Annotated in this window: 24 protein-coding genes; 10 read left to right on the top strand and 14 right to left on the bottom strand. The window is 74.1% G+C overall.

What is annotated here, in order from left to right; genetic code table 11:
• Nucleotides 1–102 precede the first annotated feature (102 nt).
• The 8 genes from ACZ5WK_RS17910 to ACZ5WK_RS17875 form a co-directional block, all read right to left on the bottom strand.
• Nucleotides 103–1416 carry a GNAT family N-acetyltransferase gene (locus tag ACZ5WK_RS17910; protein ID WP_465548373.1) on the bottom strand — a complete coding sequence of 438 codons (1314 nt, stop codon included), beginning with the start codon at nt 1414–1416 and terminating at the stop codon, nt 103–105.
• Between the two features lie 40 nt (nt 1417–1456).
• Nucleotides 1457–1978 carry a GNAT family N-acetyltransferase gene (locus tag ACZ5WK_RS17905; RefSeq protein ID WP_465548372.1) on the bottom strand — a complete coding sequence of 174 codons (522 nt, stop codon included), beginning with the start codon at nt 1976–1978 and terminating at the stop codon, nt 1457–1459.
• Between the two features lie 162 nt (nt 1979–2140).
• Complete coding sequence (locus tag ACZ5WK_RS17900; RefSeq protein WP_465548371.1) at nt 2141–3382, bottom strand: C40 family peptidase; 1242 nt, start codon at nt 3380–3382, stop codon at nt 2141–2143.
• A gap of 218 nt (nt 3383–3600) precedes the next feature.
• Nucleotides 3601–4668 carry a hypothetical protein gene (locus ACZ5WK_RS17895; protein ID WP_465548370.1) on the bottom strand — a complete coding sequence of 356 codons (1068 nt, stop codon included), beginning with the start codon at nt 4666–4668 and terminating at the stop codon, nt 3601–3603.
• A gap of 151 nt (nt 4669–4819) precedes the next feature.
• Entirely contained in the window at nt 4820–6601 is a 1782-nt protein-coding gene (locus ACZ5WK_RS17890; RefSeq protein ID WP_465548369.1) for a threonine/serine exporter family protein, read from the bottom strand.
• A gap of 127 nt (nt 6602–6728) precedes the next feature.
• On the bottom strand, nt 6729–7382 hold the full coding sequence (locus ACZ5WK_RS17885) for a DedA family protein (protein WP_465548368.1): 654 nt from the start codon (nt 7380–7382) through the stop codon (nt 6729–6731).
• A 184-nt stretch (nt 7383–7566) separates the two neighbouring features.
• Nucleotides 7567–9924 carry a tetratricopeptide repeat protein gene (locus ACZ5WK_RS17880; protein WP_465548367.1) on the bottom strand — a complete coding sequence of 786 codons (2358 nt, stop codon included), beginning with the start codon at nt 9922–9924 and terminating at the stop codon, nt 7567–7569.
• A 99-nt stretch (nt 9925–10023) separates the two neighbouring features.
• Nucleotides 10024–11937 carry an ATP-binding protein gene (locus ACZ5WK_RS17875; RefSeq protein ID WP_465548366.1) on the bottom strand — a complete coding sequence of 638 codons (1914 nt, stop codon included), beginning with the start codon at nt 11935–11937 and terminating at the stop codon, nt 10024–10026.
• Between the two features lie 355 nt (nt 11938–12292).
• Here ACZ5WK_RS17875 and ACZ5WK_RS17870 point away from each other — a divergent pair, with 355 nt between their 5' ends.
• A complete protein-coding gene (locus ACZ5WK_RS17870; RefSeq protein ID WP_465548365.1) occupies nt 12293–12616 on the top strand; it encodes a hypothetical protein in 324 nt (107 codons plus the stop codon).
• 59 nt (nt 12617–12675) lie between these two features.
• On the opposite strand, the gene ACZ5WK_RS17865 is transcribed toward ACZ5WK_RS17870, so the two are convergent.
• Nucleotides 12676–13896 (bottom strand): TetR/AcrR family transcriptional regulator, encoded by a 1221-nt coding sequence (locus ACZ5WK_RS17865; RefSeq protein ID WP_465548364.1) that lies wholly within the window; start codon nt 13894–13896, stop codon nt 12676–12678.
• 194 nt (nt 13897–14090) lie between these two features.
• Between ACZ5WK_RS17865 and ACZ5WK_RS17860 the strand changes: the two genes are divergently transcribed.
• Nucleotides 14091–15248, top strand: coding sequence for an acyl-CoA dehydrogenase family protein (locus ACZ5WK_RS17860; protein WP_465548363.1), 1158 nt, complete (start codon nt 14091–14093; stop codon nt 15246–15248).
• 51 nt (nt 15249–15299) lie between these two features.
• Here ACZ5WK_RS17860 and ACZ5WK_RS17855 read toward each other — a convergent pair whose 3' ends face one another.
• Nucleotides 15300–15566, bottom strand: coding sequence for a hypothetical protein (locus ACZ5WK_RS17855; protein ID WP_465548362.1), 267 nt, complete (start codon nt 15564–15566; stop codon nt 15300–15302).
• A 127-nt stretch (nt 15567–15693) separates the two neighbouring features.
• Between ACZ5WK_RS17855 and ACZ5WK_RS17850 the strand changes: the two genes are divergently transcribed.
• Nucleotides 15694–16011 (top strand): cupin domain-containing protein, encoded by a 318-nt coding sequence (locus ACZ5WK_RS17850; protein ID WP_396322074.1) that lies wholly within the window; start codon nt 15694–15696, stop codon nt 16009–16011.
• A gap of 131 nt (nt 16012–16142) precedes the next feature.
• On the opposite strand, the gene ACZ5WK_RS17845 is transcribed toward ACZ5WK_RS17850, so the two are convergent.
• Entirely contained in the window at nt 16143–16733 is a 591-nt protein-coding gene (locus ACZ5WK_RS17845) for a TetR/AcrR family transcriptional regulator (RefSeq protein ID WP_396321976.1), read from the bottom strand.
• A 147-nt stretch (nt 16734–16880) separates the two neighbouring features.
• Between ACZ5WK_RS17845 and ACZ5WK_RS17840 the strand changes: the two genes are divergently transcribed.
• Nucleotides 16881–18413: an MFS transporter gene (locus ACZ5WK_RS17840; RefSeq protein WP_465548361.1), complete on the top strand. Its 1533-nt coding sequence runs from the start codon at nt 16881–16883 to the stop codon at nt 18411–18413.
• A 140-nt stretch (nt 18414–18553) separates the two neighbouring features.
• Nucleotides 18554–19192, top strand: coding sequence for a class I SAM-dependent methyltransferase (locus ACZ5WK_RS17835; protein ID WP_465548360.1), 639 nt, complete (start codon nt 18554–18556; stop codon nt 19190–19192).
• Nucleotides 19193–19236: 44 nt separating this feature from the next.
• Here ACZ5WK_RS17835 and ACZ5WK_RS17830 read toward each other — a convergent pair whose 3' ends face one another.
• Together ACZ5WK_RS17830 and ACZ5WK_RS17825 are read right to left on the bottom strand one after the other, a co-directional pair.
• A complete protein-coding gene (locus tag ACZ5WK_RS17830; protein WP_465548359.1) occupies nt 19237–20136 on the bottom strand; it encodes a DUF3626 domain-containing protein in 900 nt (299 codons plus the stop codon).
• A 145-nt stretch (nt 20137–20281) separates the two neighbouring features.
• On the bottom strand, nt 20282–20749 hold the full coding sequence (locus tag ACZ5WK_RS17825) for a MarR family winged helix-turn-helix transcriptional regulator (RefSeq protein ID WP_465548358.1): 468 nt from the start codon (nt 20747–20749) through the stop codon (nt 20282–20284).
• 225 nt (nt 20750–20974) lie between these two features.
• Here ACZ5WK_RS17825 and ACZ5WK_RS17820 point away from each other — a divergent pair, with 225 nt between their 5' ends.
• The 5 genes from ACZ5WK_RS17820 to ACZ5WK_RS17800 all read left to right on the top strand — a co-directional run bounded on the left by ACZ5WK_RS17820 (nt 20975) and on the right by ACZ5WK_RS17800 (nt 24610).
• Nucleotides 20975–21358, top strand: coding sequence for a YidH family protein (locus tag ACZ5WK_RS17820; RefSeq protein ID WP_465548357.1), 384 nt, complete (start codon nt 20975–20977; stop codon nt 21356–21358).
• A gap of 197 nt (nt 21359–21555) precedes the next feature.
• Nucleotides 21556–21852, top strand: coding sequence for a Sec-independent protein translocase subunit TatA (gene tatA, locus ACZ5WK_RS17815; RefSeq protein ID WP_396321982.1), 297 nt, complete (start codon nt 21556–21558; stop codon nt 21850–21852).
• A gap of 266 nt (nt 21853–22118) precedes the next feature.
• A complete protein-coding gene (locus ACZ5WK_RS17810) occupies nt 22119–23366 on the top strand; it encodes a sensor histidine kinase (RefSeq protein WP_465548356.1) in 1248 nt (415 codons plus the stop codon).
• On the top strand, nt 23363–24010 hold the full coding sequence (locus ACZ5WK_RS17805; RefSeq protein ID WP_465548355.1) for a response regulator: 648 nt from the start codon (nt 23363–23365) through the stop codon (nt 24008–24010). Before ACZ5WK_RS17810 ends, ACZ5WK_RS17805 begins: the two co-directional genes overlap by 4 nt.
• 66 nt (nt 24011–24076) lie before the next feature.
• Entirely contained in the window at nt 24077–24610 is a 534-nt protein-coding gene (locus ACZ5WK_RS17800) for a potassium channel family protein (RefSeq protein WP_465548354.1), read from the top strand.
• Nucleotides 24611–24669: 59 nt separating this feature from the next.
• Here ACZ5WK_RS17800 and ACZ5WK_RS17795 read toward each other — a convergent pair whose 3' ends face one another.
• Nucleotides 24670–25038 (bottom strand): VOC family protein, encoded by a 369-nt coding sequence (locus tag ACZ5WK_RS17795; RefSeq protein ID WP_396321986.1) that lies wholly within the window; start codon nt 25036–25038, stop codon nt 24670–24672.
• Between the last annotated feature and the right edge of the window lie 398 nt (nt 25039–25436).

The raw sequence follows: 25436 nt of genomic DNA, 5'->3' as shown, positions 1-25436 counted from the left end.
AAAAAACACCAGAGAAGGAAAGAAAAAACAGCATTTGGCGAGGCCAGGGCTGTCTCCCCCCCCCCCCCCCCCCCCCCCCGCCGGTGCTTCGGGGTGACCGGCTCAGAAGCCGTCCGGGTTCCAGGAGAGCAGCGGTGTGCGCAGCACCAGGTCGACGGCGGCCGCGGCGCCCTCCCAGACCTCGGTGACCAGGCCGGCCGCGGCCAGCCGGGGAGCCGTCTCGCCGCCCAGGTAGAGCGACCCGAGCGCCGAGGATTCGAGCAGGAGGTCGGGCACGTCGGTGGTGCGGGTGCAGCGGCCGGTGCCGTCGGCGGCGACCTCGATCGCCCAGCGGCCGGCGGCGTAGCCGTCGCGGTCCTTGACCTCCAGCACGACCCGGCCGGGCGCGCCGTACGTCCGGGCGTTGAACGCGGCCTCGAAGTCGAGCACCCGCAGCCACATGAAGTCGGCGTTCTCCGCGTAAGGGGTGGCCGCGCGCGGGTCGTTGAGCAGCAGCGGCAGCGGGTCGTCCGGGCCAATGTTCTCGATCACGACCTTGCGCACCCAGTCGACCGAGAACAGGAACCGCCACAGCTCGGCGGCGGTGGCCCGGTCGAGGGCGAGGAAGTCGACCACGGTGAGCGTGCAGTTCGGGTAGCTGCCGTCCCAGGTGTCGTCGACCCGGTAGACGGCCAGGCCGGTGGCGTTGCCCTCGGCGTCCCGGTGGACGGCGGCGAAGGGCTCCTTCCACTCGAAGCCCGGGACCGGGACCGCGCCGGTGTGGCATTTCCACCACGCCTCGTCGCGGGCGAGCGCGCCGGGCTGGGTGAGCCGCCAGCGGTCGTGCAGCTCGGGGCCCACCTTGCGCAGCTCCTCCATGGTGAGGAACTCGATCCGCCCACCGGGCACGCTGGGCAGGCCGTCGCGCAGGCCGCGGGCGCGCGTCAGGTCGACATTCCACCCGTGGCCACGGGTGGCCGGGCCGAAGCCGAACCGGGCGTAGATGCTGTACTCGGCGGCGATCAGGACGGCGACGGGGGCGCCGCGCTCGCGGGCGGCCGCGAGGTCCCGCGACATCATCCGGCTCAGGAGGCCGCGCCGGCGGTGGGTGGTCGTCACGGTGACGGAGGTGATCGCGTTCGCCGGGACGACGGCCCCGCCGGGGACGGTCAGCTCGACGTCGAAGCTCCGGTAGGTGGCGACGAACCGGCCCTCGGCCTCGGCCCCGAGCGCCCGCCCGGCCTGCCACTGCAGCCGGCGGAACTCCGGCGCGCTCTCCGCGTGCGGGCGCAGGAACCCCAGGGAGATCGCGCGGCCCCAGGCCTCGATCTCGCTCTCGGCGATCGCCCGGATCTCTGCTCCGCCGACCGTGTCGGTCCGTTCCTCCAGCCGGCCGTGGCCCTGGTCACCGGTCTCGCCGTACGCATCGTTGCCCATCCGCCCACGGTACGGCGGGCCCCCGGCGGCGGCATCCGATTTATTCCGCCGCTGCCCCGGGCCGGTCCAGGGGGTCGAAGACCCAGTGGTTGACCCGCAGCAGCCGGCCCGCGAAGTCCACCTCCCGCTCGCCGAGCAGCCGGAAACCGAGGGTGCGGCAGATGCCGTTGGACGGCCCGTTGGTGGTTGCCGGGTGGGCGTGCACCGGGCCCCAGCGGCCGTCCCGGGCGGCCAGGTCGAGCACGGCCCGGACGGCCGCCTTGCCGACGCCGCGGCCCTGGAACTCCGGCAGCACCATCCAGCCGATCTCGGAGACGACCTCGCCGTCCTCCTCGTTCGGCCAGAGCGTGACGCTCCCGGCCACCTCGCCCGGCGCGGCCCCGTCCGGGACGATCATCTTGATCCAGGAGCGGTCCGCCGCCGCGGCCAGCACGTCCTGCCGGACCTTGTCCGCGATGCCCTCCACCGGCAGCGGCCCGCCCAGTTCGGCCGTCATCACCGGATCGCACCGCATCCGGACGTAGGCCCCGACATCCCCCGGCTCGACGTCCCGAAGCCTCATATCACTTCCCTTCCGGCCGGCCATCGTACGGCCGCCCTCCGACAACCGACCCTCCGACAACCAGCCTTCCGCACGCCGGCCTTCCGCACGCCGCGCGAAGTCGGCGAAGCACCGGTGAGAAAGCGAGAAGTGGGGTGAGAACCTCCAGCACCAGGACAGTGGTCACGGCCGGGCGTAGAAGTCCGGCTTGCCCATGATCCAGAGGCTGGCCTGTTTGACCGGCATGCCCGCGCGGGGTGCCTCGATCATCTGGTCGTCACCGATGTAGAGGCCGACGTGGTGGATGTCGGCGGCGCGGCCGGTGTCGGTCCAGAAGACGAGGTCGCCGGGGCGGAGCTGGCGGTAGCCGATCGGGGTGCTCTGGGCGTACTGGTCGGCGGCGAAGTGGTTGAGCTGCCGGCCGCCCTCGCGCCAGGCCATCATGGTGAGCCCCGAGCAGTCGTAGCCGCCGGGGCCCTCGCCGCCCCAGATGTACGGCAGGCCGATCTTGGAGCGGGCGAAGGCGACGGCGGCGGCCGCGCCCTCCGCCGACCACGGGCGGGCGGGCGTGGTCGGCAGGCCGGCCGCCACGCCCCCGGTGGCCTTCTCGGCAGCGGCCCGGGCGGCGGCCTCGGCCTCGCGGGAGGCGATCGCCTCCCGCGCCTCGCGCCGCTGCCGCTCCAGCTCGACGGTGGTGTGGCGGGCGGCGGCGAGGTCGGTGAGGAGCTGTTCGCGGCGCCGGCCGATGGTGACGACCTGGTTCTGCTGGGCGGCGAGCCGTGCCTCTGCCCGTTCCCGGGCCGCGCCGACGTCCGCGGCGGCCTTCTCGGCGGCCGCGGTCGCGGCGCGCGCGGCGGCCGAGGCGCGGGTCGCGGCGGCGGCGGTGGAGGTGGCCGCGTCGAGGATCTGCCGGGCGCGGTTGCTGGCCACGCCGACCACGGCGGCCCGGTCGCCGGCCTCGCGCGGACCGCGTGCGCCGATCAGGGCGTTGATGGCGGAGAGTTCGGCGGTGGTGCCCTGGCGGTACGTTTCGGCGGCCAGCGCGGCGGCGTCCTCGGCGGCCGCGGCCCGGTCGGCCTCGGCGGAGGCGGCCCGGCCGATCGCGGCGGACTCCTCGGCCCGGGCCTTGGTGAGCGCGAGCTGGGCGCCGTTGTAGGCCTCGACGGCCTGTTCGGCGACCTGGCCGGCCCGGTCGAGTTCGGTCTTGGCGGTGGTGAGCCCGGCCTCGATGGCGGTGACCGAGGCGGCCCGGCGGTCGGCCTCGGCTCGTGCGTGGTCGATGTCCTCGGCGGACGGGTAGGCCTCGTCGGCCGCCGGGGCGCCCGAGGCCTGGTCCGGGTCGACCGGGGCGGCCGCGGCGACCGGGAGCAGCCCGAGCAGGGCGGTGAGGGACAACAGGAGGATCGGCAGAAACCTGCGCGCCACGAGACATCCCTTCTCAGGGTCCCGGACGGGGCCGCCGGGTGGCCGTTCGGCAGAGCGGGCCACCCGGCAAAGCACCCCATCACGTGACAAATCGTTTACGCATCGCCATGCTCTCAAGCCGGGCGGCTTTCACGCCCCAGGCCCGCACGGCCGCCCGGGTGACCCGTCAGATGATCCGACTGGACATCAACTCCAGCCGGGCGCACAAGGTATACGAACTACCGGCGGATCCGGCGGGTGTGCGGCCGCAGGTGGGGGTGGCGGCCGGGCCGCGGCTCCAGGCCGGTCGGGCGGACCGCGTAGGTGCGGTTGCGGCCGGCCCGGACGGCCCGACGGCGCTGCTGGGCTCGGCGCCGGGTGCCGGGCGCGCGCGTTCCGTCGGCGGGGGCGGCGGTGCCGGAGCCGGGCGCGGCGGCGGCCGCCGAGCGGCGGTCGGCCAGCCGGGCCGAGCGCCGGGCCAGGGCGCGGGCCGCGTGCGCGTCGAGGTGGGCGGAGGCCCGGGCGGCCATCCGTTCGGCGACCCGGTGGGCGGCGGGGTGGTTGGCCGGGACCTTGTCCGGGGCGCCGGCGATCAGGTCGAAAAGCCAGGTACGGGCAATGTCCGCACGCCGGTGCAGTCGGCGCTCGCGCCGGAGCGCACGAGCCCGGCGACGCGGGCGCGTGGCGTAGCGCCACCGTGCCCAGGGGCTGCTGGGCCGGGCCAGCCGGATCGCGCCGATCCAGGAGATGCCGGGCACCATGATGCCGAGCAGGCCGGTCCACACCTTGCCCTTGAGCAGGGCGACGATGGAGACCAGCATGTTCACCGAGATCACCGTGACCAGCCCCCACCTGGTCTCCTGGCTGGGCACCACACCGAGCGGCACGTAGCCGACCAGCAGCAGCGCGGTGAAGAGGATGCCGAAGATCACCGCGTCCACCGACTTGCGGCCCTGCTCGCCCCAGTAGACGTCGTCCAGGTGCAGGATCAGCGCGAACTCGTCCAGCACCAGGCCACAGCCGATGCCGAAGAGCAGGCCGAACACGTCGATCCAGGGGTGCCCGCCATAGGTCGCGAACACCCCGATGCCGCCGACGAGCAGGAAGCCCAGGCCGAACACCATGTGGTGGATGTGCAGGCCGCCGGGGGCGACGTTGCCCGGCCACCAGCGCACCTGGGCCCTGATCATCCGGACGCTGAACCTGATGAAGACGAACGAGGTGATGAACCCGACCAGCAGCAGGAACAGCGGTTGCTTGTGCGCGGCGACGATGTGCTCGCGGTAGCCGTCCAGCAGTGTGGTCATGCGTCTTACCTTCGTTCCTGGTCCTGCGTCCGGCCTACCGCGACATGGCCCCCGGGGGGGCCGACACCGGTGCAACGAGCGTGGCACACGGTCCGGCAGCGCCGGTGCGGGCGGGAGGCCGCCGGTGCGGGCGGGAGGCCGCGGGTGGGTGTCAGAAGCCGCGGGTGCGCTTGGCCGCCCGGCGGGGGACGGCCGGCAGCTCGGCGTCGGCCGGCAGCTTCATGAAGAGCCGGGCGATCTCGCCCCCGAGGTTCACGCCGATCGCCAGCGCCAGGGCGATCGCGGCGGCCCGGGTGATCTGCACCAGGCCGCCCGCGGAGTGGCCCTGGGCGAAGGAGAGCATGCCGAGGTAGAGCGCCGAACCGGGCATCAGCGGGCCGATCGCCGCGGTCACGTACGGCAGTGCGGAGCCGTAGCGGTAGCGGGCCATCAGCTGGCCGAAGAGGCCGACCAGGCCGGCCGCCACACCGGTGGCGACGATCGGCGAGATCCCCGCGTTGTGGACCAGCACGCCGTAGCTGGACCAGCCGATGCCACTGTTCAGGGTGACCAGGGCGAGCAGGCGGCGGTCGGTCTGCAGCAGCATCGCGAAGGCGAGCGTCAGCACCAGCGCGGCGACCATCTGGACCGGCGGGTAGTTGACCCCGGCCAGGCCCTCGTCGGGTTTGAGCTCGGCGTCGTAGCCGACCCCGAGGTAGAGGATCAGCATCACGCCGATGACGATGCCCGCCACGAGGTAGATCACTTCGAGCAGGCGTGCGGCGGCGGTGATGTAGAAGCCGGTCAGGCCGTCCTGGACGGCGGCGACCAGGGCCCGCCCGGGCAGCAGCGCGAACAGCCCACCGGTGATCACGACGGAGCCGCGCAGGCCCCAGTCGTTGAGGGAGAGGATGATGCCCGAGGCCGCCGCGGGCATCGCGGCCAGCACGAACTGGTAGAACTCCGGCAGGCCGCGACGGGCGATCAGCGAGGCCAGCCGGTCGCCGAGGACGGCCGCGATGAAGGCGCTGGCGAAGACCAGCCAGGCCTTGTCGTCGATCCGCCCGCCGACCAGGAAGGTCGCCGCGCCGGCCAGCAGCCCGGTGTTCAGCGCGAGCAGCCAGGCCGGGTACGGGTGCCGGTTGCGGCGGATCAGGGCGAGCCGGCGGTACGCGTCGTTGACGGTGACCGTCTCCGCGGTGATGTCGGCGACCAGCTCGTACACCGCGTTGAGCCGGGTGTAGTCGGAGGTGCGGCGGCGCACCACGCGGTCCGCGGTGACCGGCGGCTCGACCAGCGAGGGCTGGTGCGAGATCCCGATCAGGGTGAAGGTGACCTGCGGCTCGCAGCGGTCCAGCCGGTAGGCGTGGGCGATGCCGAGCATGGCCGCCTCGACGTCCTCGGCGGCCTCGCCGCTGGCCAGCAGCAGTTCGCCGATCCGGAGCGTCAGGTCGAGGATGCGCGGAACGTTGCGGGCGGCGGAGGGGTGCAGTTCGCGCGGGGTGCGTTCGAAGGCCGGGCGCTCGGTCATCGGGGTGCGCAGCAGCGTGCGCATCCGGTCCGGCCAGGGCGCCTCGCCGGGGGCTCCGGGCTTCAGGGCCGGGACGGCGATGCCGGTCGGTGGGGTGTAGCCGGCCGCCTGCCACTCCTCGGGGGTGAGGGTGTCCTCGGCGACCGATCGGCGGCGGTAGGCCGCCCGGATCTCGTCCGCCGGCTCCTCGGCGGCCTCGTCGGCGCGCTCCGGGCTCAGCAGGCCCTTGGTCTCGGGGACGGGCGGGGCGAGCGGGATCACGGTGGCCGGCTCGGCGGCCGGGGCGGGGTGGCCGAGCAGGCCCTCGGTGGGCGGCGCGTCGGAGGGGTGGAGCGGCTGCGCGCCGGGAGCCGGACGCGCCTGCCGGGCCCCTCTGCCGCCCCTGGCCCGCTTGCCCCCGCCCGGTCGGCCCCGCTTAGGCACTTCCGCTCCTTGCCGCCCCTGATGGCGCCGGGGTCGCCGGGCCGCCGTTCGATCTCGGGTACACCTTGCCCGATCGAACTGCCGGACGCACATGTACGCCGCGGCGGGCGCCGGGTGCGGGGGGTGCCTACCCGGCGTGGTCGCGGGCCGGGGCGGACGCGCCGGACCGGCGGGCACGCAGCAGTTCGAATGCCACCGGTAGCACCGAGACCAGCACGATGCCGACCAGGATCGCCTCGATGTTGTCCCGGACGAAGGGGATCTGCCCGAGGAAGTAGCCGAGGACGGTGACGCCCGCGCCCCAGAGGACGCCGCCGACGACGTTGTAGACGACGAAGGTGCGGTAGTTCATCCTGCTCACCCCGGCGACGATCGGGGTGAAGGTCCGCACGATCGGCACGAAGCGGGCCAGCACGATCGCCTTGGGTCCGTGCCGGTCGAAGAAGGCGGCCGCCTTCTCCACGTTCTCCTGCTTGAACAGCCGGGAGTCGGGGCGCCGGAACAGGCTCGGCCCGACCTTGCGGCCGAAGAGGTAGCCGACCTGGTCCCCGGCCACCGCGGCGGCCACCACCAGTGCGCAGACCAGCCAGAGCGGCTGGTGCAGGTAGGTGCCGTCGGCCACCAGCAGGCCGGTGGTGAACAGGAGCGAGTCCCCGGGGAGGAAGAAGCCGATCAGCAGGCCGGACTCGGCGAAGACGATGGCCAGGAGACCGATCGGCCCGAAGGTGGAGATCAGGTGGGTCGGATCGAGCCAGGACGGGCCGAGGGCGAGGCTGGTCACGGGGCGGACACTCCTGGAGGTCGACTCTTGGCAATGAAACAGTAAAGCATTCACCAAGAACGTCTGAATCCAGGAGGCCGGCCCCGCACCCCGTCCACCCCGCACCCGCCCGTCCCGCACCCGGCCCGTCCGGCCCGACCCGACCCGTCCGACCCGTCCGACCCGGGCCCCGGCCCGGCTGCGATCAGAGCCCGTACCGCTCGATGACCTCCTCGTGGCGGCCGGTGTCCGTGCCCGCCGCCCTGGCCAGGTCGAGCCAGGCCAGCGGGTGCGGCCAGGCGCCGGTGAGCCGGTGCAGCAGCGCGTCGGCCTCGGCGGCGTTGGCGGTGGGCGGCACCCCGACGGCGGCGTAGACGCCGGGCAGGAAGGCGTCCTCGTCGGCCGGGTCGGTGATGGTGTAGCCGTCCCCGCTGTAGGCCCAGACCGCGTAGCCGGCCCGGGCCAGCTCCTCGCGCAGCACGGCCCAGGCCTCGTCGCCGGGCCAGCCGCCGTCCATCCAGTAGGTGGTGTAGCCGGCCGGGTCGAGCAGGGTGAGCAGCCCGAACACCGGGCGCCAGCGCCGCCGCTCCTCCTCCGGCGCGTCCTCGGCGGGCGGCTCCTCCAGCAGCGCCGGGGCGAAGACCACCACGTCGCCGTGGTTGAGCGTCACGTCGTCGCCGAGCACCGGCAGGATGCGGGCGGTGGCCGGGCCGGTCCGGACGGCCGGGAGGTCGGCGGTGGCGCCGTTGGTCCGGGTGGCCCGGACGGTGACCAGCTGCCACTCCTCGTCCACCGGGCCCTCGGGCTCGTCGAAGTCCAGGCCGATCAGGGCGCCGGTGGAGCGGACCACCTCCCAGTCCCGGTTGGCGGTGGCGGCGGTGATCAGGTGCCAGAGGTCGGGCTCCTGGACGGTGCGGTACTGCTCCTCCTCCGGCGTGCCCTCGGCGGGCAGCGCGTGCACCAGGAGCTCCTGGTAGAACCGCTGGGCACCCGCGTGGTCGCCCAGCTCGGTGGCCGCGGCGGCGGCCATCCGGCGGGGGCTGATCCGGCCCGGGTGCTCGGCCAGGATCGCCTCGCAGTGCTCCACCACCTCCGCCCAGCGGCCCTCGGCGGCGGCCCAGCGGGCCCGGACCCAGTGGCCGTCGGCCGGTCCGGTCGCCGCCAGGCGGTCGGCGAGGCGGCGCAGGCCCTCGTCGTCCTCGGCCTCGATCAGGGCACTGGCGAGCATGCCGCTCAGCTGCTCGCTCGCCGGGTCGGCGTCCAGCCACTCCCAGAGGAGGTCGGCGGCGGCCCGGACGTGGCCGAGGCCGCCCAGCACCGCGGCCAGGTTGAGAGCGAGGCCGGTGGCGCCGTCCTGCTCGCCCCGGTACCGGTCCAGGGCGACGGAGAGCAGGTCGGCGCCGGTCTCGGGGGGAACGCCCACGGCGGCGAGGTGCGCGAGCAGCTCGCCCGGCGGGACGGGCAGTTCGGGCTCCGGCAGCGCCTCGGCGGCCGCCCGCAGCGCGGCGACCTCCGCGGCCACGCCGTCCGTGCGGCGCAGCCGGGTGAGCTTGCGCTCGCCGGTGGCGGCCAGGGTGAGCGCGACCGTGCGGGCGCCGCGGGCGAGGGCGAGCCGCCCGGCGGCCAGCAGCAGGTCGACGCAGGGGCGGTGCGAACCGGTGCCGTCGAGGTAGCCGACCCAGCCGGCCACGGCGGCGCCCAGCTCGGCGTCGTTCTCCCATGCGCCGGCCGCGACCAGCAGCTCGACGGTCTTCGTCCAGGCCGGCCGCAGGTCGGCGTGGCGCTCGGCCTCCTCCCGGCCCGGGAGCAGTGCGAGCGCCTCCTCGGTGCGGCCGAGCGAGGCGAGCGCGCGGGCCCGCATCAGGGCGCCCCAGCGCCGGTCGCTGTCGTCGATCTCCCGGCCGCGGGCGCGCTCGGCCTGCTCGGCGGTGTCGAGCAGGGTCAGCACCTCCTCGTGCCGGCCGAGCAGGTGCAGGGTGCCGGCCCGGGCGTGGTGGAAGTGGAGCGAGAGCCGCTGGCCGGCCGCCTGCATCCGGGCGGCGGCGGTGTCCAGGTGGTCGAGCGCCTCGCCGGGGCGGCCGTCGTCCTCCAAGGCGTCGGAGTACTCCCGGGAGAGGCAGTCGAAGCAGGCCCGGGACGGCTCGATCCGCTCCAGCGTCTCGCTCAGCACGGCGAGCCGCTCGGGCACGTAGCCGGGGCCGTCGACCCGGGCGTGGCAGATCGCGAAGTCCTGCACCACGCAGACCGACTGCGGGCAGCCTGCGGTCTCCTCGCGGTGGGCGAACTCCAGCAGGTCGACCGCCTCGGGCAGGGCCTGCTCGCCCTGGTGGCGCTTGTTCAGCAGGTTCTGCATCCGCCAGTGCCGCAGGTAGACCTCGACCCAGGGCAGGCCGAGCGACCGGGCGGCGGCGACGGCCTCCGGGTAGACGGCGTCGAGCTGCTCGTTCCGGCCCTCGTTGGCGTGGCCGGGGAGCTCGTAGATGGCGTCGGCCAGCCGCCGGTGGCCGGCCTCGGCCAGCTGCTCGTGGGTTTCGCGCACCCAGGCCCAGATGTCGGTACTCATGCCTCTTCCGTCTCCCCCTGCGGGTCGTGCGCCGTGCTGGTGGTCAGTGTGGCCGGGGCCGCTGACGGTCCGTCCGGACCGTGGGCCGGGGCCGTCGGTTCAGCCCGCATCCGTGAGCCCGCCCGGGCTGTCCGGGACGGCGGGCAGCCCGGCCGGCACGGCGGCGGTCAGCGCGGAGACCGCGGTGCCGATGCCCGCCAGGGCCGCGGTGAGGTCGCCGCCGCCCCCGCCGGCCGAGGCCGCCGCCATGATCACCTTGAGCGAGCGGAGCAGCCCGGCGGCGGTGGCGCTGCCGGTGTGCCCGTCGCGGTAGGCGGTGAGCAGGTCCTGGACGGCCGGGCTGGCCAGGTTGAGGTAGAGCCGGGCCTTGACCTCGCCGTCGGTGCGGGCGGTGAACGCCCGGGCCAGCCGCAGCGCGGCGGACGGGATCCGGGCGTCCGCCTGGTCGTCCTCGATCCGGGCCTTGAGCTCGGCCTCCCGGTCGGGGACGAGGACCAGCGGCAGCCCGGCCGGCTCGAACCGGGCCGGTACGAGCTGCTCGCCCTGGTCGGCGAGGGCGCCGGCGAGCCAGGCGGCCTCCTCGGCGGGCAGCGGGCGCTCCGGGTCGCGGAACAGCTCGCGGTTGCCGCGCTCGCTGCCCAGCTCGACGATCCGGCAGTCCCGGAGCTGGGCGTAGCGGCGCAGGAACGGCAGCACGGCGTAGCGGTCGCCGCGCGCGATCGGCACCTGCATCGCCCGGTAGAGCATCTCCTCGAAGCCGCCGTTGCTGCCGAGCGCGACGTGCACCGCGCCTCCGCCGGCCGCCCGCAGCGCGCCGGCCGTGAGGTCTCCCTGCGAGGTGGGCACCGGGACGTCGTCGGCGAGCAGGGTGAAGAGCCGGTCGTCGCAGAGCGCGGCGCCGAGGAGGTCCTGGCCGTGCCGGGCGAGGATGCGCCGCCAGACGGCGGGCCGCAGCCGGGCGGTCTCGTAGAGGCCGTCCACAACGGCGTCGGTGAGGGCCTGCTGGAGCGCGCGGTAGTGCTCGTCGCGCTGGAGGTCCTCGCGGCTGGCGGTGGGGGTGAGCCGGCTGGACTCGACCACGCCGCCGATGAACCCGGCCCAACTGGGCAGCAGGTCGCGGGCGTCGTCGGCGAGCAGCATGCCGCGCAGGTAGACGGCGAGGTCGCGGTTGTCGCTGCTGCCGTAGGTGCCGCCGTCCTGGACCCAGAGCAGGCCGACGGCGTCGCTGCCGCCCTCGACGGGCCGGACGGGGAAGGCGGTGAGCGGCTCGAAGCGGCGGCCGAAGGCGGTGGCGAACCGCATCCGGGCGGCGTACGGGTCTGCGGTCGACGGGTCGGAGGACTGCCGCCAGGGCACCGGGACGGCGTTGACGGGCTGCTCGTCGTCGCCGACGTAGACCGGGATCGGCAGCAGCACGCAGTACCGGCCGAGCACCTCGCGCAGCGCGTACTCGTCGGCGAGGTGGGCGTGTTCGGTCTTCAGCGACAGCTCGACCACGGTGCCGGCGCCGGGCCGCGCGGCGGCCGGCTCGACGCTGTACTGCTCGCCGCCGAAGCTGCGGTAGCGGTGGCCGAGCAGCGGCTCACGGTGAGAGGTGGTGGTGACGGTGACCTCGTCGGCCACCGAGAAGGCGGAGAGGAAGCCGAGGCCGAAGGCGCCGATCAGCTCCTGGTTGCCGGTCAGTTCGCGCAGCATCCGGGTGTAGCCGGTGCCGACGGTGGCGAGGTAGGCGTGGATCTCCGGCTCGGTCAGGCCGGCGCCCGTGTCCTCGATGCTGACGGTGCGCCGGTCCGCGTCGGCTCGCACCCGGATCAGCGGCCGGTGGCCGCCGTCCGGGTCCTCCAGCAGGCGTCGGGTGTGCGAGTCGTGGGCGTTCTGGACGAGTTCGCGCAGGGCGACCAGCGGGGTGGAGTAGAGATGGGTGGCGAGGACGTTCACCAGTCCGCCGAGATCGACCTCGGTCGTACGCAGATCCTCGGCGGGCACGGGGTCGGGCGGGAGACCTTCAGACATGGGTCCTCAGTGTGCCAGTGCGACTATCCGGCGACCATTTCTTTCTGATGACGGACGTCCGGTCAACCTGGTATTGACCGCCGGGGGTGGCGGACCGGCCGTCGACTGCTCCGATCGGGTGCATCAACCTCCCTCCACACGGGTGGATTTGGCGCTGGGAGCGTAACGCCTCGCTCTCCCACCCGGGATCCGGATATGCCGCCTTCATGACACCATCGGGCGAATTGCCACTCATTCGGTGGAGTTCGTCCACGGCGCTGGTGAATGCTGGTCGCGCGACGTCAGGCAACGGCGCTTCGGGGCGGCCACTCCGGAAGGCGCCATTTTTCGCACTCCACCCTTCAGGGAGACCAGCGTGTCCCGTATCCGCGCAGCCGCCGCCGTCACCGCCCTCGGGGCCTTCCTCCTCGTCGGCGTCGGTGCCGCCACCGCGCACGCCGACAACGGCGCCGGTGCCGACCACCACTCCAACAGCAGCGTGGTGAGCAACACCGGCTCCAACAACGTGATCGGCAACGTCCACGGCAACGTGGTCAACACCCAGCAGACGGCCACCGGCTCCGGCGCGAGCAACCAGAACAACGGCCTCGCCGTCACCGGCAACGGCGGCGACATCGGCGCCCTCCAGGGCAACGGCAACCTCGCCGCCACGGTGTACTACCCGCACGTCCTGTACTAGGACGAGCCTTCCGAGCCCGGGCCGGGTGCCCGCCCCCGCGCGCAGGGGCGGGCACCCGGTCACGTCCGGGCGGGCACGCCCAGGACGGCCCGGCCGAGGCGGCGCAGACAGTCGCCGAGGTCGGGCCGGTCGCTGTACGGACGGTTCCGCACCCCGTCGTTGACCATCGCGAACAGCGCGTGGACCCGGATCCGGGCCTCCGCCGCGTCGCACTCCGGGCGCACCCGGCAGAGCAGGCCGACCCACGTCCGCAGGAAGTCCCGCCGGAAGTCCACCGCGGCCCGCCGGTCCGGCGCGGCCAGCCGCTCGGTCTCGCTCAGCATCACGCCCAGGTAGTCGCTGTTGCGCCGGGCGAACCCCACGTACGCGGCCAGTCCGGCCTCCAGCGCCGCCGCCGGACCGGCCTGCACATCGATCGCGCCCGCCACCTCGTGCCAGAGCCGCTCGCGGCTGCGCACCAGCGAGGCGGCCAGCAACTGCTGCTTGCTGTCGAAGTGCCGGTACACGCTGGGCCCCGAAATGCCGACCGCGGCGCCGAGTTGGTCGGTGCTGACGTTGTCGAACCCGCGCCGGTGGAAGAGCCTGACCGCCGCCGCGAGCAACTCCTCCCGGCGCGACTGCGGCCGCACCTGCGCTCCGGCGAAGAGCGGCTGCACCTCCGCGACGACGCAGGGCGGCTGCACCTCCTCGACGGTGCGCGGCGGTTGCCCATCGGGAGCGGCGTCCGCCAAGGACACGGCGAGCACCGCCGCCACCAGCTCGCGCAGCAGCCGTTCGGCCCGGCGCAGCTGCGGGACGGCCGACTGGTAGGAGAGGCCCGAGCAGGCCGAGAGCGCCGACCAGCAGATCAACTTGGCATCGTGCGGCGAGAGTTCGGGCCGTTCGACGAGGAGCACGCCTGCCATCAGGGCGGCGTCGGCGCGCAGCTCACGCCGGAGCGCGGCCCGCCGGGCCGCCGGCAGCAGCCGGGCGTCGCGCTGCACCAGCGTGCCGAGCGGCCGGTGCCCGACCGCGACGGCGGCCAGCGCGGCGCCGACCTCCGCCGTGGAGCCGGCCGCCCGCAGCCCGACCGCCAGCTCGTCCAGGCCCAGCCGGACGGCCCGGTCGAGCAGTTCGGGCTTGCCGCGGAAGTGCCGGTAGAGGGCGGGCGCGGTGATGCCGACCCCGGCGGCGACCTCCGTCATCGACACCTGGTGATACCCGCTGCGGTGGAAGCGCTCGGCGGCCACGGCCAGGATCTGCGCCTGCCGGGCCGGCGCGGGCGGCCGCCTGACCACCATGCCGTCGCCCCCTCGTACCAGCTCTCCGTCAACGCCGACCGTAGGCTAGCAAGGATTCACTTCACGGGCCTCCGAGCCCGCCGGTACCGGCCTCCGCCCCGGCGGGGACACCGGCACGCCGACCCTGGACAGCCGAAGCTACCCGGGATTAACTTGTGGAGCGATCACCTGGCACCACCGAAGGGAGCGCCGCCGTGCGCCGCACCGTGTTCACCGAGGACCACGAGGCCTTCCGGGAGACCATCCGGGACTTCATCGCCAACGAGGTCGTCCCCGTCTACGAGAGCTGGGAGGCCGAGGGCCACCCGCCGCGCGACTTCTACCGTCAGCTCGGCGCGCTCGGCATCTACGGCATCGAGGTACCGGAGGAGTACGGCGGCGCCGGCGAGAGCGGCTTCAAGTACCAGGCGGTCGTCGCCGAGGAGACGGCCCGCGCGGGCGTCAGCTTCGGTTCCTCGGGGGTGCACACCGGCCTGGTGCTGCCCTACCTGCTGGAGTACGCCAACGAGGAGCAGAAGCAGCGCTGGCTGCCGGGCTTCGTCTCCGGCGACATCATGACGGCCATCGCGATGACCGAACCGGGCGCCGGCTCCGACCTCGCCGGCATCTCCACCACGGCCAGGCTCTCCGAGGACGGCACGCACTACGTGCTCAACGGCGCCAAGACCTTCATCACCGGCGGAGTGCTCGCCGATCTGGTCCTGGTGATCTGCCGGACGTCCCCGTACGACCCGGACAACCGCCGGGCCGGTCTCTCCATCCTCTGCGTGGACACCGCCTCCGAGGGCTACACCGTCGGCCGCAAGCTGCAGAAGATCGGCCTGCGCACCTCGGACACGGCCGAGTTGGCGTTCAGCGACGTCAAGGTGCCGGTGGAGAACCTCCTCGGCGAGGAGGGCAGGGCCTTCTCCTACCTGACCCACAACCTGGTGCAGGAGCGGCTGGCGATCGCCGTCGGCGCGTACGCGGCCTCGGCGGCGGCGGTCCGGTTCGCCGTCCAGTACGTCAAGGACCGCAAGGTCTTCGGCAAGGCGGTGGCCGAGTTCCAGAACACCAAGTTCACGCTGGCCGACTGCGAGGCCCAGGTGGTGGCCCAGCAGTCGATGGTCGACCGCGCGCTGGAGCTCTACCAGCGCGGCGAGCTGACCGTCGCGGACGCGGCGGCGGCGAAGCTGTTCTGCACCGAGTCGGCGTCCGGCGTGATCGACAAGTGCCTTCAGCTGCACGGTGGCTACGGCTACATCCTGGAGTACCCGATCGCCCGCCTCTACACCGACAACCGGGTGTTCCGGATCTACGGCGGCACGAGCGAGGTCATGCGCAGCATCATCGCCAAGTCACTCGGGCTGTAGCGGTTGTCGTCCGGCGGCGGGCCGCCCCCACGGCGGCCCGCCGTCGTCCGGTCAGTTGGGTGAGCTGTGCTCGGCACGCCAGGCCTCCCAGCCCGCCGACGACGCGACCTTGGCCTCGTGCAGCGCCCGCTGGGCCATGGCCGTCGGCGGGGTGTCCATGCTCCGCACCCAGCCGCGGCCGGCCGTGGCCAGCGCCGCACACACCATCACCGCCCCGGCCGCGCCGAGCAGCGCGCCGATGCCCGTGAGCACCGCGCCGCCGGCCAGCAGCGAGCGGTTGACCTGGAACCCGCTGAGAAAACTCTGGTTGGTAGCCATGCATCCACCATGGGTGCAGTCGGCGGACCGCGCACGCCGAAAGACTCCGGGTGCGGGAGCCGACCGCGTCCGCGACGCTGGCGGAGGGGCCACGGGGCCCCGGCAGGCCGGCCCTGGAGGACGCACGATGGTCGATCTCGAACTGCTCGCCGTGGAGCACGCGGCCAGGGCCGCCGAGAGCCCGCACGGGCGCAGCTCCCACCTCGTGCTGCACGACGGCGTCCTGCGGCAGACCGTGATCGCGCTGACCGCGGGCACCGCACTGGACGAGCACAACGCGCCGGCCGCCGCCTCCCTCCAGGTGCTGCGCGGCCGGGTCTCGCTGACCATCGCGGGCCGGCTCCAGGAGCTGTCGGCGGGCCAGCTCCACCCCGTCCCGCAGGAACGGCACGGACTGCTGGCCCACGTCGACTCGGTGGTGCTGCTGACGGCGGTCACGGCGTAGACCCGCCGATGGGCCGATCGGCCCATCGGCCACGACGGCGCCGAGGCTGCGGAAGCGCCGCGGCCACGACGGCGCCGCGGCCACGGGAGCGCCGCAGCCAGGACAGCACCGCGGCTACAACAGCACCGCGGCTACGACACGGCCGGCCTGAGCACGGTGTCACCGACCAGCCGCAGGCCGCGCAGGAAGTCCCGCCCGGTCGGCGCCATATCGGGCGCGGCCAGCCACTGGCCCACCAGTCCGACCAGCAGCGCCTGGTAGAACATGCCGCGGGCCAGCTCCTCCTCGGTGTCCGGCACCTCTTCGAGCCCCTGGAACAGCGCCGCGAGCCCGAGCCGGCCCTCCTTCTGGGCGCTGGCGAGCGCCTCCTGCAGCTGGGGCGCCCGCTCGGTCTGCATCATCGCCTCGAACTGGGCCGTCCAGAGGCCGCGGTGCTCGGCGAACGTCTCCTTCACCCCGTCCCAGACCGCGACGAACCGCTCCTCCGGGTCGTCGGAGATCGCGTACGCCCGCTCCACCACGGCGCCCAGCGTGCCGCCCCACTCCCCCATGGCCTCGATCAGCGCCGCGTCGAGCAGCGACTCCTTGGAGCCGAAGTGGTAGCCGATGGCGGCCAGGCTGACGCCGGAGGCATTGGCGATGTCGCGGGCGGTGGTGCGCCCGTAGCCCTTGTCGAGCAGGCAGCGCTTGGCACCGGCGAGCAGGTCTTCACGATTTCCCATGGTCCCAATGGTACGGTCAATCCAGACACGTGTCTTGCACGCATGTCTTGCACACCTACTGAACAGATGAATAAGACGCATGAGTTAGACGAGTGATTTAGACGCTCGTGCTAGACAAACGTGCAAGACGGCTCTACTGTCGTCCCCATGACCGCAACCACCGGCCGCGCAGGCCGTCGCGCATGGATCGGCCTGGCCGTCCTCCTGCTCCCGACCCTCGTCCTCACCATGGACATGGGCGTGCTCTTCTTCGCCGTCCCGTACATCTCCACCACGCTGGCACCGAGCGGCACCGAGCAGCTGTGGATCATGGACATGTACTCGTTCCTGCTGGCCGGACTGCTGATCACGATGGGCTCGCTGGGCGACCGGATCGGCCGCCGCCGGCTGCTGATGACCGGCGCCGCCGGCTTCATCGGCGCCTCCCTGCTGGCCGCCTACGCGGACGGCGCCGGCCAGCTGATAGCCGCCCGTGCCGTGCTGGGCGCCGCCGGGGCGACCGTGATGCCCTCGACGCTCGCGCTGATCCGCAACATGTTCCACGACCCCAAGCAGCGACAGGTCGCCCTCAGCGCGTGGGGCGCCGTCCTCACCACCGGCGCCACCCTCGGGCCCGTCGTCGGCGGCCTCCTGCTCGACCACTTCTGGTGGGGCTCGGCCTTCCTGATCGCCATCCCGGTGATGGCCCTGCTCCTGGTCACCGCCCCGGTACTGCTGCCCGAGTACCGCACCCCGCAGCGCGGCCGCTTCGACCTGCTCGGTGCCGGCCTCTCGCTGGCCGCGATCCTGCCGCTGGTCTACGGCGTCAAGACCCTCGCCGTCGACGGCTGGAGCCCGCCGGCCGCCCTGGCCCTCCCGGTCGGCCTGCTGTTCGTCGCGGCCTTCGTCCACCGCCAGCGCACCGCCGCCGACCCGCTGCTCGACCTGAGCCTCTTCCGGATCCGCGCCTTCACCGGGGCGATCAGCGTCAACTCCGTCGCGATGTTCGCGATGATGGGCTTCACCCTCTTCACCTCGCAGTACCTCCAGCTGGTCAAGGGCATGAGCCCGCTGACCGCCTCGCTCTGGTCGCTCGTCCCCAGCGTGGGCGTCGGCGCCGCGGTCGGCCTCGGCTCGGCGCTCGCCGGGAAGGTCCGGCCCGCGGTCATGATGGCCGGAGGCTTCCTGACCGGCGCGGCCGGCTTCGCGATGATGACCCAGGTCGGCGCGGACTCCCCGCTCGCCCTCATCCTCACCGCGGCGGGCATCCTGGCCGCCGGCACCGTCGGCACCATGACCCTCACCGCCGAGATGGTGGTCTCCGCCGCCCCGGCCGAGCGGGCCGGCGCCGCCTCCGCCACCTCCGAGACGGCCGTCGAGCTCGGCAGCTCCCTCGGCATCGCCCTGCTCGGCGCGGCCGGTGCCGCCGTCTACCGCTTCCGGCTCGACGGCTCCCTGCCGGCCGGCCTCGACGGCGAGGCCCTCCACACCGCCCAGGACACCCTCGGCGGCGCGGTCACCGTCGCCGCGGGCCTGCCCGGCCGGCTCGGCGCCGAGCTGCTCGACACCGCCCGCGCCGCCTTCACCGAAGGCCTGCACGTCGCCGCCGTGGTCGGCCTGGTCTTCGCGCTCGGCGCCGCCCTCCTCGCCTACCGCCTGATGTCCCACCTCCCCGCCCGCCCGGCCGAGCCCGCCGCCTGACCCCACCCCCCTTGCGCGTCATCAGGAGCCCCCACCCCGCCCGCGGGGACGGGGGCTCTCGCACACCCACCGTGGCTACGGCCCGCGGCATTCTGCCGGACTCGGCCACGCGCGCCGACTCCCCCTGGCAGGCTGCCAGCATGACGAACAGTGCTGACCACGGGCGGGTGCGGGCGAGTTACGACGTCGTCGCGGAGGAGTACCGCGAGCGGGTGGGGGGTGAGCTGGCGTTCAAGCCGGTGGACCGGGGGCTGCTCGGGGTGGTCGTGGAGGCGGCCGCGGGCGGGGTGGTGGCGGATCTGGGGTGCGGGCCGGGCCATGTGACGGGGTGGCTGGCGGAGCGCGGGGTGAAGGCCGTGGGGGTCGACCTGTCGCCGGCGATGGTGGAGCTCGCACGGCGGGACCACCCGGAGGCGGAGTTCCGTGAGGGCGACCTGCTGCGGCTGCCCGCGTCGGACCGGGAGTTCGACGCCGCGGTCGCCCTCTACTCGGTGATCCACCTCGAACCGGCCGAGCTGTTGCCCGCGTTCGCGGAGCTGCGGCGGGTGCTGCGGCCGTCCGGCACCCTGCTGGTCTCGTTCCACCTCGGCACGGAGGTCCGCCGGATGGACGAGTGGTGGGGCCACCGGGTGAACGTGGACTTCCACTTCCTGGAGCTGGAAACCGTCGCCGGCCTGCTGGCGGAGGCCGGCTTCACCATCGAGGCGCGCCTGGAGCGGGGCCCGTACCCGGAGGAGGCGCAGACCCACCGCGGCTACCTGCTGGCCCGTCGCGGCTGAGGCCCGTCCGGGGGCGGGCCCGGCGCGATCGGCCGGCAAGGACCCTAGGCGGCTTCCGGGCGGGCGGGCGAGCCGAAGCGGGCGAGCAGGTGCCAGACCCTCTTGAGGTCCTGCGGGTCGTACCGGCCGGTGCGGGCGGCGTCACCGAGGATGCGCGGGTCGAGGTGGCCGTCCTCGGCGAGGGTGAGGCCGAGGGCGACGAACTCGGGCCCGCGGTAGTCGGGGTGACGGCGCAGCTCGTCGGTGGAGAGACGGACGCCGGGGTGCCACTCGACCGGGCAGGGGAGGCGGCGGGCCTGCTCCTCGACGGGGGTGCCGCGGTGGCTCGGGTCGAGGACGAGCGCCTCGACGTCCCGGTCGAGCCGGACCTCGCCGTGCACCTGGGCCTCGATGTAGTCGTCCAGGGCGTCGGCGTCGTCGGCCTCGGCGAGCGGGACGAGGCCGAACCGCTCGGCGACGCCGAAGTCGGCCGGTTCGAGGAAGCTGTCGGGGTAGCAGAAGGTGACGCGGGCCAGGGCGGGCGCGCTCAGCCGGAAGTGGGCCGAGCCGAACCGCGGCGCGGCGCCGAGCGGCTTGCGGCGGAAGTTGAGCGCCCCGTACACCGGGCGCGCCTCGGCGGGGGCGGTGTCGTAGGCGCCGCCGAAGATACGGCTCTCCCAGCGCCAGCGGTCGCCGCCGGGGTGGGCGGTGAGGCCGCCGTTGCTGGTGCCGGTGACGAACTGGGAGCGGTAGACGGCGTCGCCCGCGAGCCCGTCCAGGATCGGCCGGCCGTCGGAGACCCGGTCGGGGTGGAAGTTCAGGGTGACGCGCAGGTCCGGGTCGATCGGCGGCCCGGAGGCGAGGGCCGCGACGTGGTGGAGTGCGCGTTCCCGGGCGGTGCGGGGCTCCTCGGCGCGAGGAGTTCCGGTGCGGGGCGTGCCGGTGCGGGGCGTGTCGGTGGTCATCGGGGCAGTGTTGCGGATGGAGGCCCGCCGGCGCATCCATATTTCCTCACGTTCGCACTGCGAATCAACATGCTTCCTGCAGCGAACCAAAAGAGGGGAGAGGTGGTTGGCGACGCAGTACCGGGCCGCGGCTCGGCAGCCCGCCTCAGCGGGCTCCCTCGTCCAGCTCCAGGAAGACCGCCGGCACCTCGTTGTCCCGGACGACCCGGCCGAGCAGCCCGGCGAGCGCGGCCCGGTCTCCGGCGCCCAGTCCGGCCGGGAGCCGGTCGATCCGGCGGCAGACCTCGGCGTAGAACTCCTCGACCAGCTCCGATCCGGCTCCGGTGAGCACGATCCGCACGGCCCGCCCGTCCGACCGGTCGGCCTCACGCCGGACCAGTCCGCGCCGGGCGGTGCGGTCGACCAGACCGGTCAGGCTGGACTTGGCCAGCCCGAGCACCCCGCCCAGCTCGGTCATCCCGTACGGCTGCGCCATCAGCACACAGAGCAGCTGCCCCTGCTGCGGCGTGATCCCGTACGCGCGGGCCGCCTCGGCGTACACCGCGTTCACCAGGAAAGCCGACCGCACCAGGGCGGCGACGACCCCCGTTTCCCCTCCCGCAGCCTTTGCCATCGGGCCAGAATACGGCAGCCGAACAGACCCGCCGGGGCCTAATGAGATCACTGTTCGCAGGGCGAACCACTTCCGCAAGTGAAAGGCAGGGCAGATCGGGAAGGCCGACCGCTCCCCCGGGGCCGCGCTCGGCCGGACGGAGCAGGCGAGGAGCGGCTCCCGGGCTGCGCCACCGGGCACCACGGCCTAGCGTCGACGGCAACGCCGGGCGGAGCTGGAGGGCCGATGCCGTCGTCGGAACCGGGACCGGAGCCGGACGGGGAGCAGGACGGTGGCGGCGACGAGCCGGACTACCGCTTCTCCCTGGCCAACGAGCGGACCTTCCTCGCCTGGATCCGCACCGCGCTCGGCCTGCTCGCGGGCGGGATCGCCGTGGACCAGCTCACCCCCAACGTCGCCCCCGCGCCGCTGCGGATCGCGCTGGCCGTCGTCTGCGCGCTCGGCGGCGCGCTGGTCGGGGTGACGGCCTACCGGCGGTGGACGCGGGTGGAGGCGGCGATGCGGGAGGGGGCCCCACTGCCGCGGACACAGGTCCTGCTGGTGCTCTCGGTGGGGGTGGCGGTGGTGGCCGCGGTGTTCTGTGGTCTGATCGTCGGGTACTCCCACTGAGGCCGGGGTGACCCGAGTGCACTCACTGCTGCACGCAGTGGTCCAGACCACTCCCCCCGGGCCGCCCGCGCAACATCTGCATTTTGACCAGCGTTTCCCGGCCGGTGTATACGTTCGCCTCCGCGGACAGGCATACTGGCCAGGTCGGGCGCTTTGCCCTCCTGTGACTCTAGAAGAGAAAGGACCGGTGGCCAGGGATGCTGCGGAACGGTCTTGAGCCCTGGCACCTCCTGGTGGTGCTGGCTGTCGTTGTCCTGCTGTTCGGATCGAAGAAGCTGCCCGAGATGGCACGCGGCCTCGGCAAGTCCATGCGCATCCTCAAGGCGGAGACCAAGGCTCTGCGCGAGGACGACGCTCCCGCCGACGCGGCCGCCCAGGGCACGGCGCAGAACACCGCCGCCCCGCAGCAGCCGGCCGCCGAGCAGGCCCGCCCGGCCGTGACGCCGACCAACGTCACCAAGGCCACCGAGACCCCCCGGTCCACCACGGCCTGAGTCTCCCGGATCTCCGACGAAGCCCCCGCTGACAGCGGGGGCTTCGTCGTGTCCGGAGCCGATGGCAGCCTCGACCGGCCGTCCGGGGCCCGGCCCCGGCCCCGGCCGACGAGCCTCCGGGGCCGGCCGTCGCCGGAACGGCCCGAAGGCGCCGAACGGCCCGAATGAACCGAACGGCCCGAAGGAGCGACCGGCCTGAAGGAGGAGGCGCGTTCTCACCCTGAGGGACGATCATCCCGGACCGGCCCGACCCTAGTCTCGACAAGGTGACGGGAACACGATGGTGGGGGCTGCGGCTGCTGCGGCCCGCCCTGCTGGCATCCGGGCTCGGGTACCTGCTGCTGACGGGCCGCCCCGCGGAGCTGGGCGCGGGCGGCTGGGCGATCGGCCTCGGCGCGCTGCTGCTGGCGGCGCTCGGCGGGCGGTGGCCGCTGGCGGTCGCGCTCGGCCAGTGCGCGCTGCTGGCACTCACGGCCGCACCGGCCGCCGCCACCGTGCACGTCGAGGTCAAGGCCGGAGTCGCCGCGGCCTTCTTCGAACTGGCGCTGCGCCGCTGGGGCGCGCCGGTCGTTCAGGCCGGGGCCGCCCTGGCCCTCGTCCAGCTGGCCACCGCCGGCGCCGGGCTGCCCTGGTCGGAACTGCCCTGGTCCGAACTGCTGTGGGGCGTCCCGGGCGCGCTGTACCGGGCGGCGGTGGTCGGCGGCGTCCCGGTGCTGCTGGCCGGCTACCTCCGCTCGGCCGAGCAGGCCGCCCGGACGGCCCAGGAGCGGGCCCGCGAGGCCGAGCACAGCCGCGACCTCGCCGAGTGGGGCGCCCGGATGGGCGAACGCGCCGCCATCGCCCGCGAGCTGCACGACATGGTGGCCCACCACCTGGCCTCCACCGTGCTGCGGGTCGGGGTCGCCCGGCACGTGCTCCCCGGCACCGATCCGCGGCTGGCCGCCGTCCTGGACGACGTGCACGCGAGCGCCACCACCGCCCTCGCCGACCTGCGGCGCCTGCTCGCCGCCCTGCGGGAGCCCAACGCCGAGCACCTGGCCCCGCTGCTGGCCGAGACCACCGACCTGCCGGCCGCCGTCCACGGCGTCGTCGAGCGCTCCCGGCAGGCCGGCCTGCGGATCGACGCCGACATCGGCGGACGGCTCGGCCAGCTGGACGCGATCGGCGGGCTGACGGTGCTGCGGCTGGTGCAGGAGGGCCTGGCCAACGTCGCCCGGCACGCCGACGCGGGGGCGAGGGTCCGGCTGCGGGCCACGACAGAGGTCACGACGGAGGGGGAGAGCGTGCGCTTGGAGCTGGAGAACGAGCTGTCCGAAGGCCACCGTGCCCCCGGCGGTGTCGGCGGCGGCCACGGGCTGCTCGGCATGCGCGAGCGGGTCGCGCTGGTCGGCGGGGCGGTCGAGGCCGGACCGATGCCGGGCGGCTGGCGTCTGGCGGCCTCCTGGCCGCTGACCGCACCCGGCGCACCGGCCGTACCGGGTTCCTTCGCGAAGGCCCACGGGGGTGCCGCGTGATCGGCGTCCTGATCGTCGACGACCAGCAGCTGGTCCGGGCCGGCGTGCGGATGCTCTGCGAGTCCACCGACGACCTGGCCGTCGCCGGCGAGGCCGCGGACGGCGCGCAGGCCGTCGAACTGGCCCTGCGGCTGCGCCCCGACGTCGTCCTGATGGACCTCCACATGCCCGGCACCGACGGCATCGCCGCCACCCGCGAACTGAACCGCCTGCTGCCCGCCACCCGGATCGTCGTCCTCACCACCTTCGACGACGACGACCGCCTCTACCCGGCCCTCGCCGCCGGAGCCTGCGGCTTCCTCGCCAAGGACGTCGAACCCGCCGCCGTCCTCGACGCCGTCCGGCGGGCGGCGTCCGGCGAGAGCCCTTACAGCCCGGCCGTCCTGCGGCGGGTGGTCGCCAGGGCCGCCTCCGACTGGACCGGCGAGGACGGCCGGCGCCAACCCGTCGGCGGCCTCACCGGGCGCGAGCACGAGGTGCTGCGGCACATCGCCGGCGGGCTCTCCAACATCGAGATCGCCGAACGGATGCACCTCGGCGTGACCACGGTGAAGACCCACGTCTCCCACCTGATGGCCAAGACCGGCAGCCCGAACCGGGTCGGGCTGGCCGTCCTGGCGATCCGGCAGGGCCTGGCCGCCTGAGACCGGCTGCCCCGGACGGAGCAGCCCGGCGGGCACGGGCCGGTGCGGCACCGGAGCCTGGGGTGGATGTCCGACGACCTGCCGCCACCGCCCCGGAACCGCATCGACATGCGGGCCTGGTGCCTGCTGCTGGGCTCGTTCACGGTGCTGATGGTCGCGTACTTCACCCTGCCGCTGCGCTTCTTCGGCGGGCATCGGCCGGTGCTCAGCTGGCTGTTCTTCGGCCTCGTCCTGACCGGCCTGAGCGCCCTGCTGCTCGCCCGGATCATCGACATCCTGAACGGCACCGGCCGCCGTCCGGGGGTCTGGCTGGTCTTCCTGATCTGCCTCTCGATGACCGTCTTCGCCGCCACCTACTACGTCCTCGGCGCCCAGCCCGACGAGTTCGTGGGGCTCAACACCCGGCTCGACGCGCTCTACTTCACCATCGTCACCATGTCCACGGTCGGCTACGGCGACATCACCGCGTCCGGGCAGGCGCCGCGGCTGGTGGTGATGCTGCAGATCACGTACAACTTCGTCTTCATCGCGACGGCGGCCGGGGCGCTGAGCCGCCAGGTCCGCAGCGGTGTCGAGAGCCGGGTACGGCGGCGCGGCTAGCGGCCTGCCGGTGAGCGAAGCAAAGGTCGCGCCCGGGAGCCACGTCCGTCCGGCCGGCCTCAGCTCCGGCTCGTGTCGATGACGCAGAAGCGGTTGCCGTCCGGGTCCGCGAGGACGACGAAGTCCGGGTCCTCCGGGTAGCTGTCCCAGTCCACGTGCCGGGCCCCGAGGGCGACCAGGCGCTCCACCTCGGCGGCCTGGTCGGCGGCGTCGGCCGCGTAGAGGTCGAGGTGGACGCGCGGGTGCTCCTGCACCGGCGACTCGCTGCGGCCGAGCGCCACCTGCACGCCGGCGCCCTTCGCGGGGACGAGGACGACCCAGCGGTCGTCGATCTCGTCGCGCGGCACGTAGTCGAGGGCGGCCGTCCAGAAGGCGACTGCGCGGCGGACGTCCTCGACGCCGAGGACGACGGAACCGATGGTCAGCATGTTTGCCACTTTCCAGGATGCGGGCGGCCTCGCCGCCGAGGGTGGTGTCCTGCGTCAACACCGTCAGCACATCGATCCGTTCCGAAGACGGCCCGGCGTCCTGGAGGGCGGCGGGCGCATCGCCGCGGACGAGGGGGGCCGGCGTCGCCGGTGACCGCCGCGATCAGGGCCCGGTCGACGGCCGGGTCGACGGCGTAGCGGCCGAGCGCCGTCGCGGCGGGCGGGCGGAGCCGGAAAAGGGTGAAGGGGCCCTTCTCCGCACCGCCGTGCGGAGGAGGGCCCCTTCGGGTTTCCGTGCGTGCCGGTCAGCGCTGGGGACGCAGGCGGCGCACGGCGATCAGGACGCCGGCGCCGAGGGCGACGAAGGCGGCGGCGGAGGCGGCGAGGAAGCCGTTGGT

Source organism: Kitasatospora sp. NPDC032757 (assembly GCF_055579305.1).
This window is presented reverse-complemented; position numbering and strand designations above follow the sequence as displayed.

Bases quoted from the DNA above. Each gene is read 5' to 3' on its own strand.
- ACZ5WK_RS17835 (WP_465548360.1), top strand. From the start codon at position 18,554: ATGACGAACAGTGCTGACCACGGGCGGGTGCGGGCGAGTTACGACGTC.
- ACZ5WK_RS17800 (WP_465548354.1), top strand. From the start codon at position 24,077: ATGTCCGACGACCTGCCGCCACCGCCCCGGAACCGCATCGACATGCGG.
- ACZ5WK_RS17880 (WP_465548367.1), bottom strand. From the start codon at position 9,924: ATGAGTACCGACATCTGGGCCTGGGTGCGCGAAACCCACGAGCAGCTG.
- ACZ5WK_RS17840 (WP_465548361.1), top strand. From the start codon at position 16,881: ATGACCGCAACCACCGGCCGCGCAGGCCGTCGCGCATGGATCGGCCTG.
- ACZ5WK_RS17795 (WP_396321986.1), bottom strand. From the start codon at position 25,038: ATGCTGACCATCGGTTCCGTCGTCCTCGGCGTCGAGGACGTCCGCCGC.
- tatA (WP_396321982.1), top strand. From the start codon at position 21,556: ATGCTGCGGAACGGTCTTGAGCCCTGGCACCTCCTGGTGGTGCTGGCT.
- ACZ5WK_RS17825 (WP_465548358.1), bottom strand. From the start codon at position 20,749: ATGGCAAAGGCTGCGGGAGGGGAAACGGGGGTCGTCGCCGCCCTGGTG.
- ACZ5WK_RS17855 (WP_465548362.1), bottom strand. From the start codon at position 15,566: ATGGCTACCAACCAGAGTTTTCTCAGCGGGTTCCAGGTCAACCGCTCG.
- ACZ5WK_RS17910 (WP_465548373.1), bottom strand. From the start codon at position 1,416: ATGGGCAACGATGCGTACGGCGAGACCGGTGACCAGGGCCACGGCCGG.
- ACZ5WK_RS17895 (WP_465548370.1), bottom strand. From the start codon at position 4,668: ATGACCACACTGCTGGACGGCTACCGCGAGCACATCGTCGCCGCGCAC.
- ACZ5WK_RS17830 (WP_465548359.1), bottom strand. From the start codon at position 20,136: ATGACCACCGACACGCCCCGCACCGGCACGCCCCGCACCGGAACTCCT.
- ACZ5WK_RS17905 (WP_465548372.1), bottom strand. From the start codon at position 1,978: ATGAGGCTTCGGGACGTCGAGCCGGGGGATGTCGGGGCCTACGTCCGG.
- ACZ5WK_RS17865 (WP_465548364.1), bottom strand. From the start codon at position 13,896: ATGGTGGTCAGGCGGCCGCCCGCGCCGGCCCGGCAGGCGCAGATCCTG.
- ACZ5WK_RS17875 (WP_465548366.1), bottom strand. From the start codon at position 11,937: ATGTCTGAAGGTCTCCCGCCCGACCCCGTGCCCGCCGAGGATCTGCGT.
- ACZ5WK_RS17850 (WP_396322074.1), top strand. From the start codon at position 15,694: ATGGTCGATCTCGAACTGCTCGCCGTGGAGCACGCGGCCAGGGCCGCC.
- ACZ5WK_RS17820 (WP_465548357.1), top strand. From the start codon at position 20,975: ATGCCGTCGTCGGAACCGGGACCGGAGCCGGACGGGGAGCAGGACGGT.
- ACZ5WK_RS17845 (WP_396321976.1), bottom strand. From the start codon at position 16,733: ATGGGAAATCGTGAAGACCTGCTCGCCGGTGCCAAGCGCTGCCTGCTC.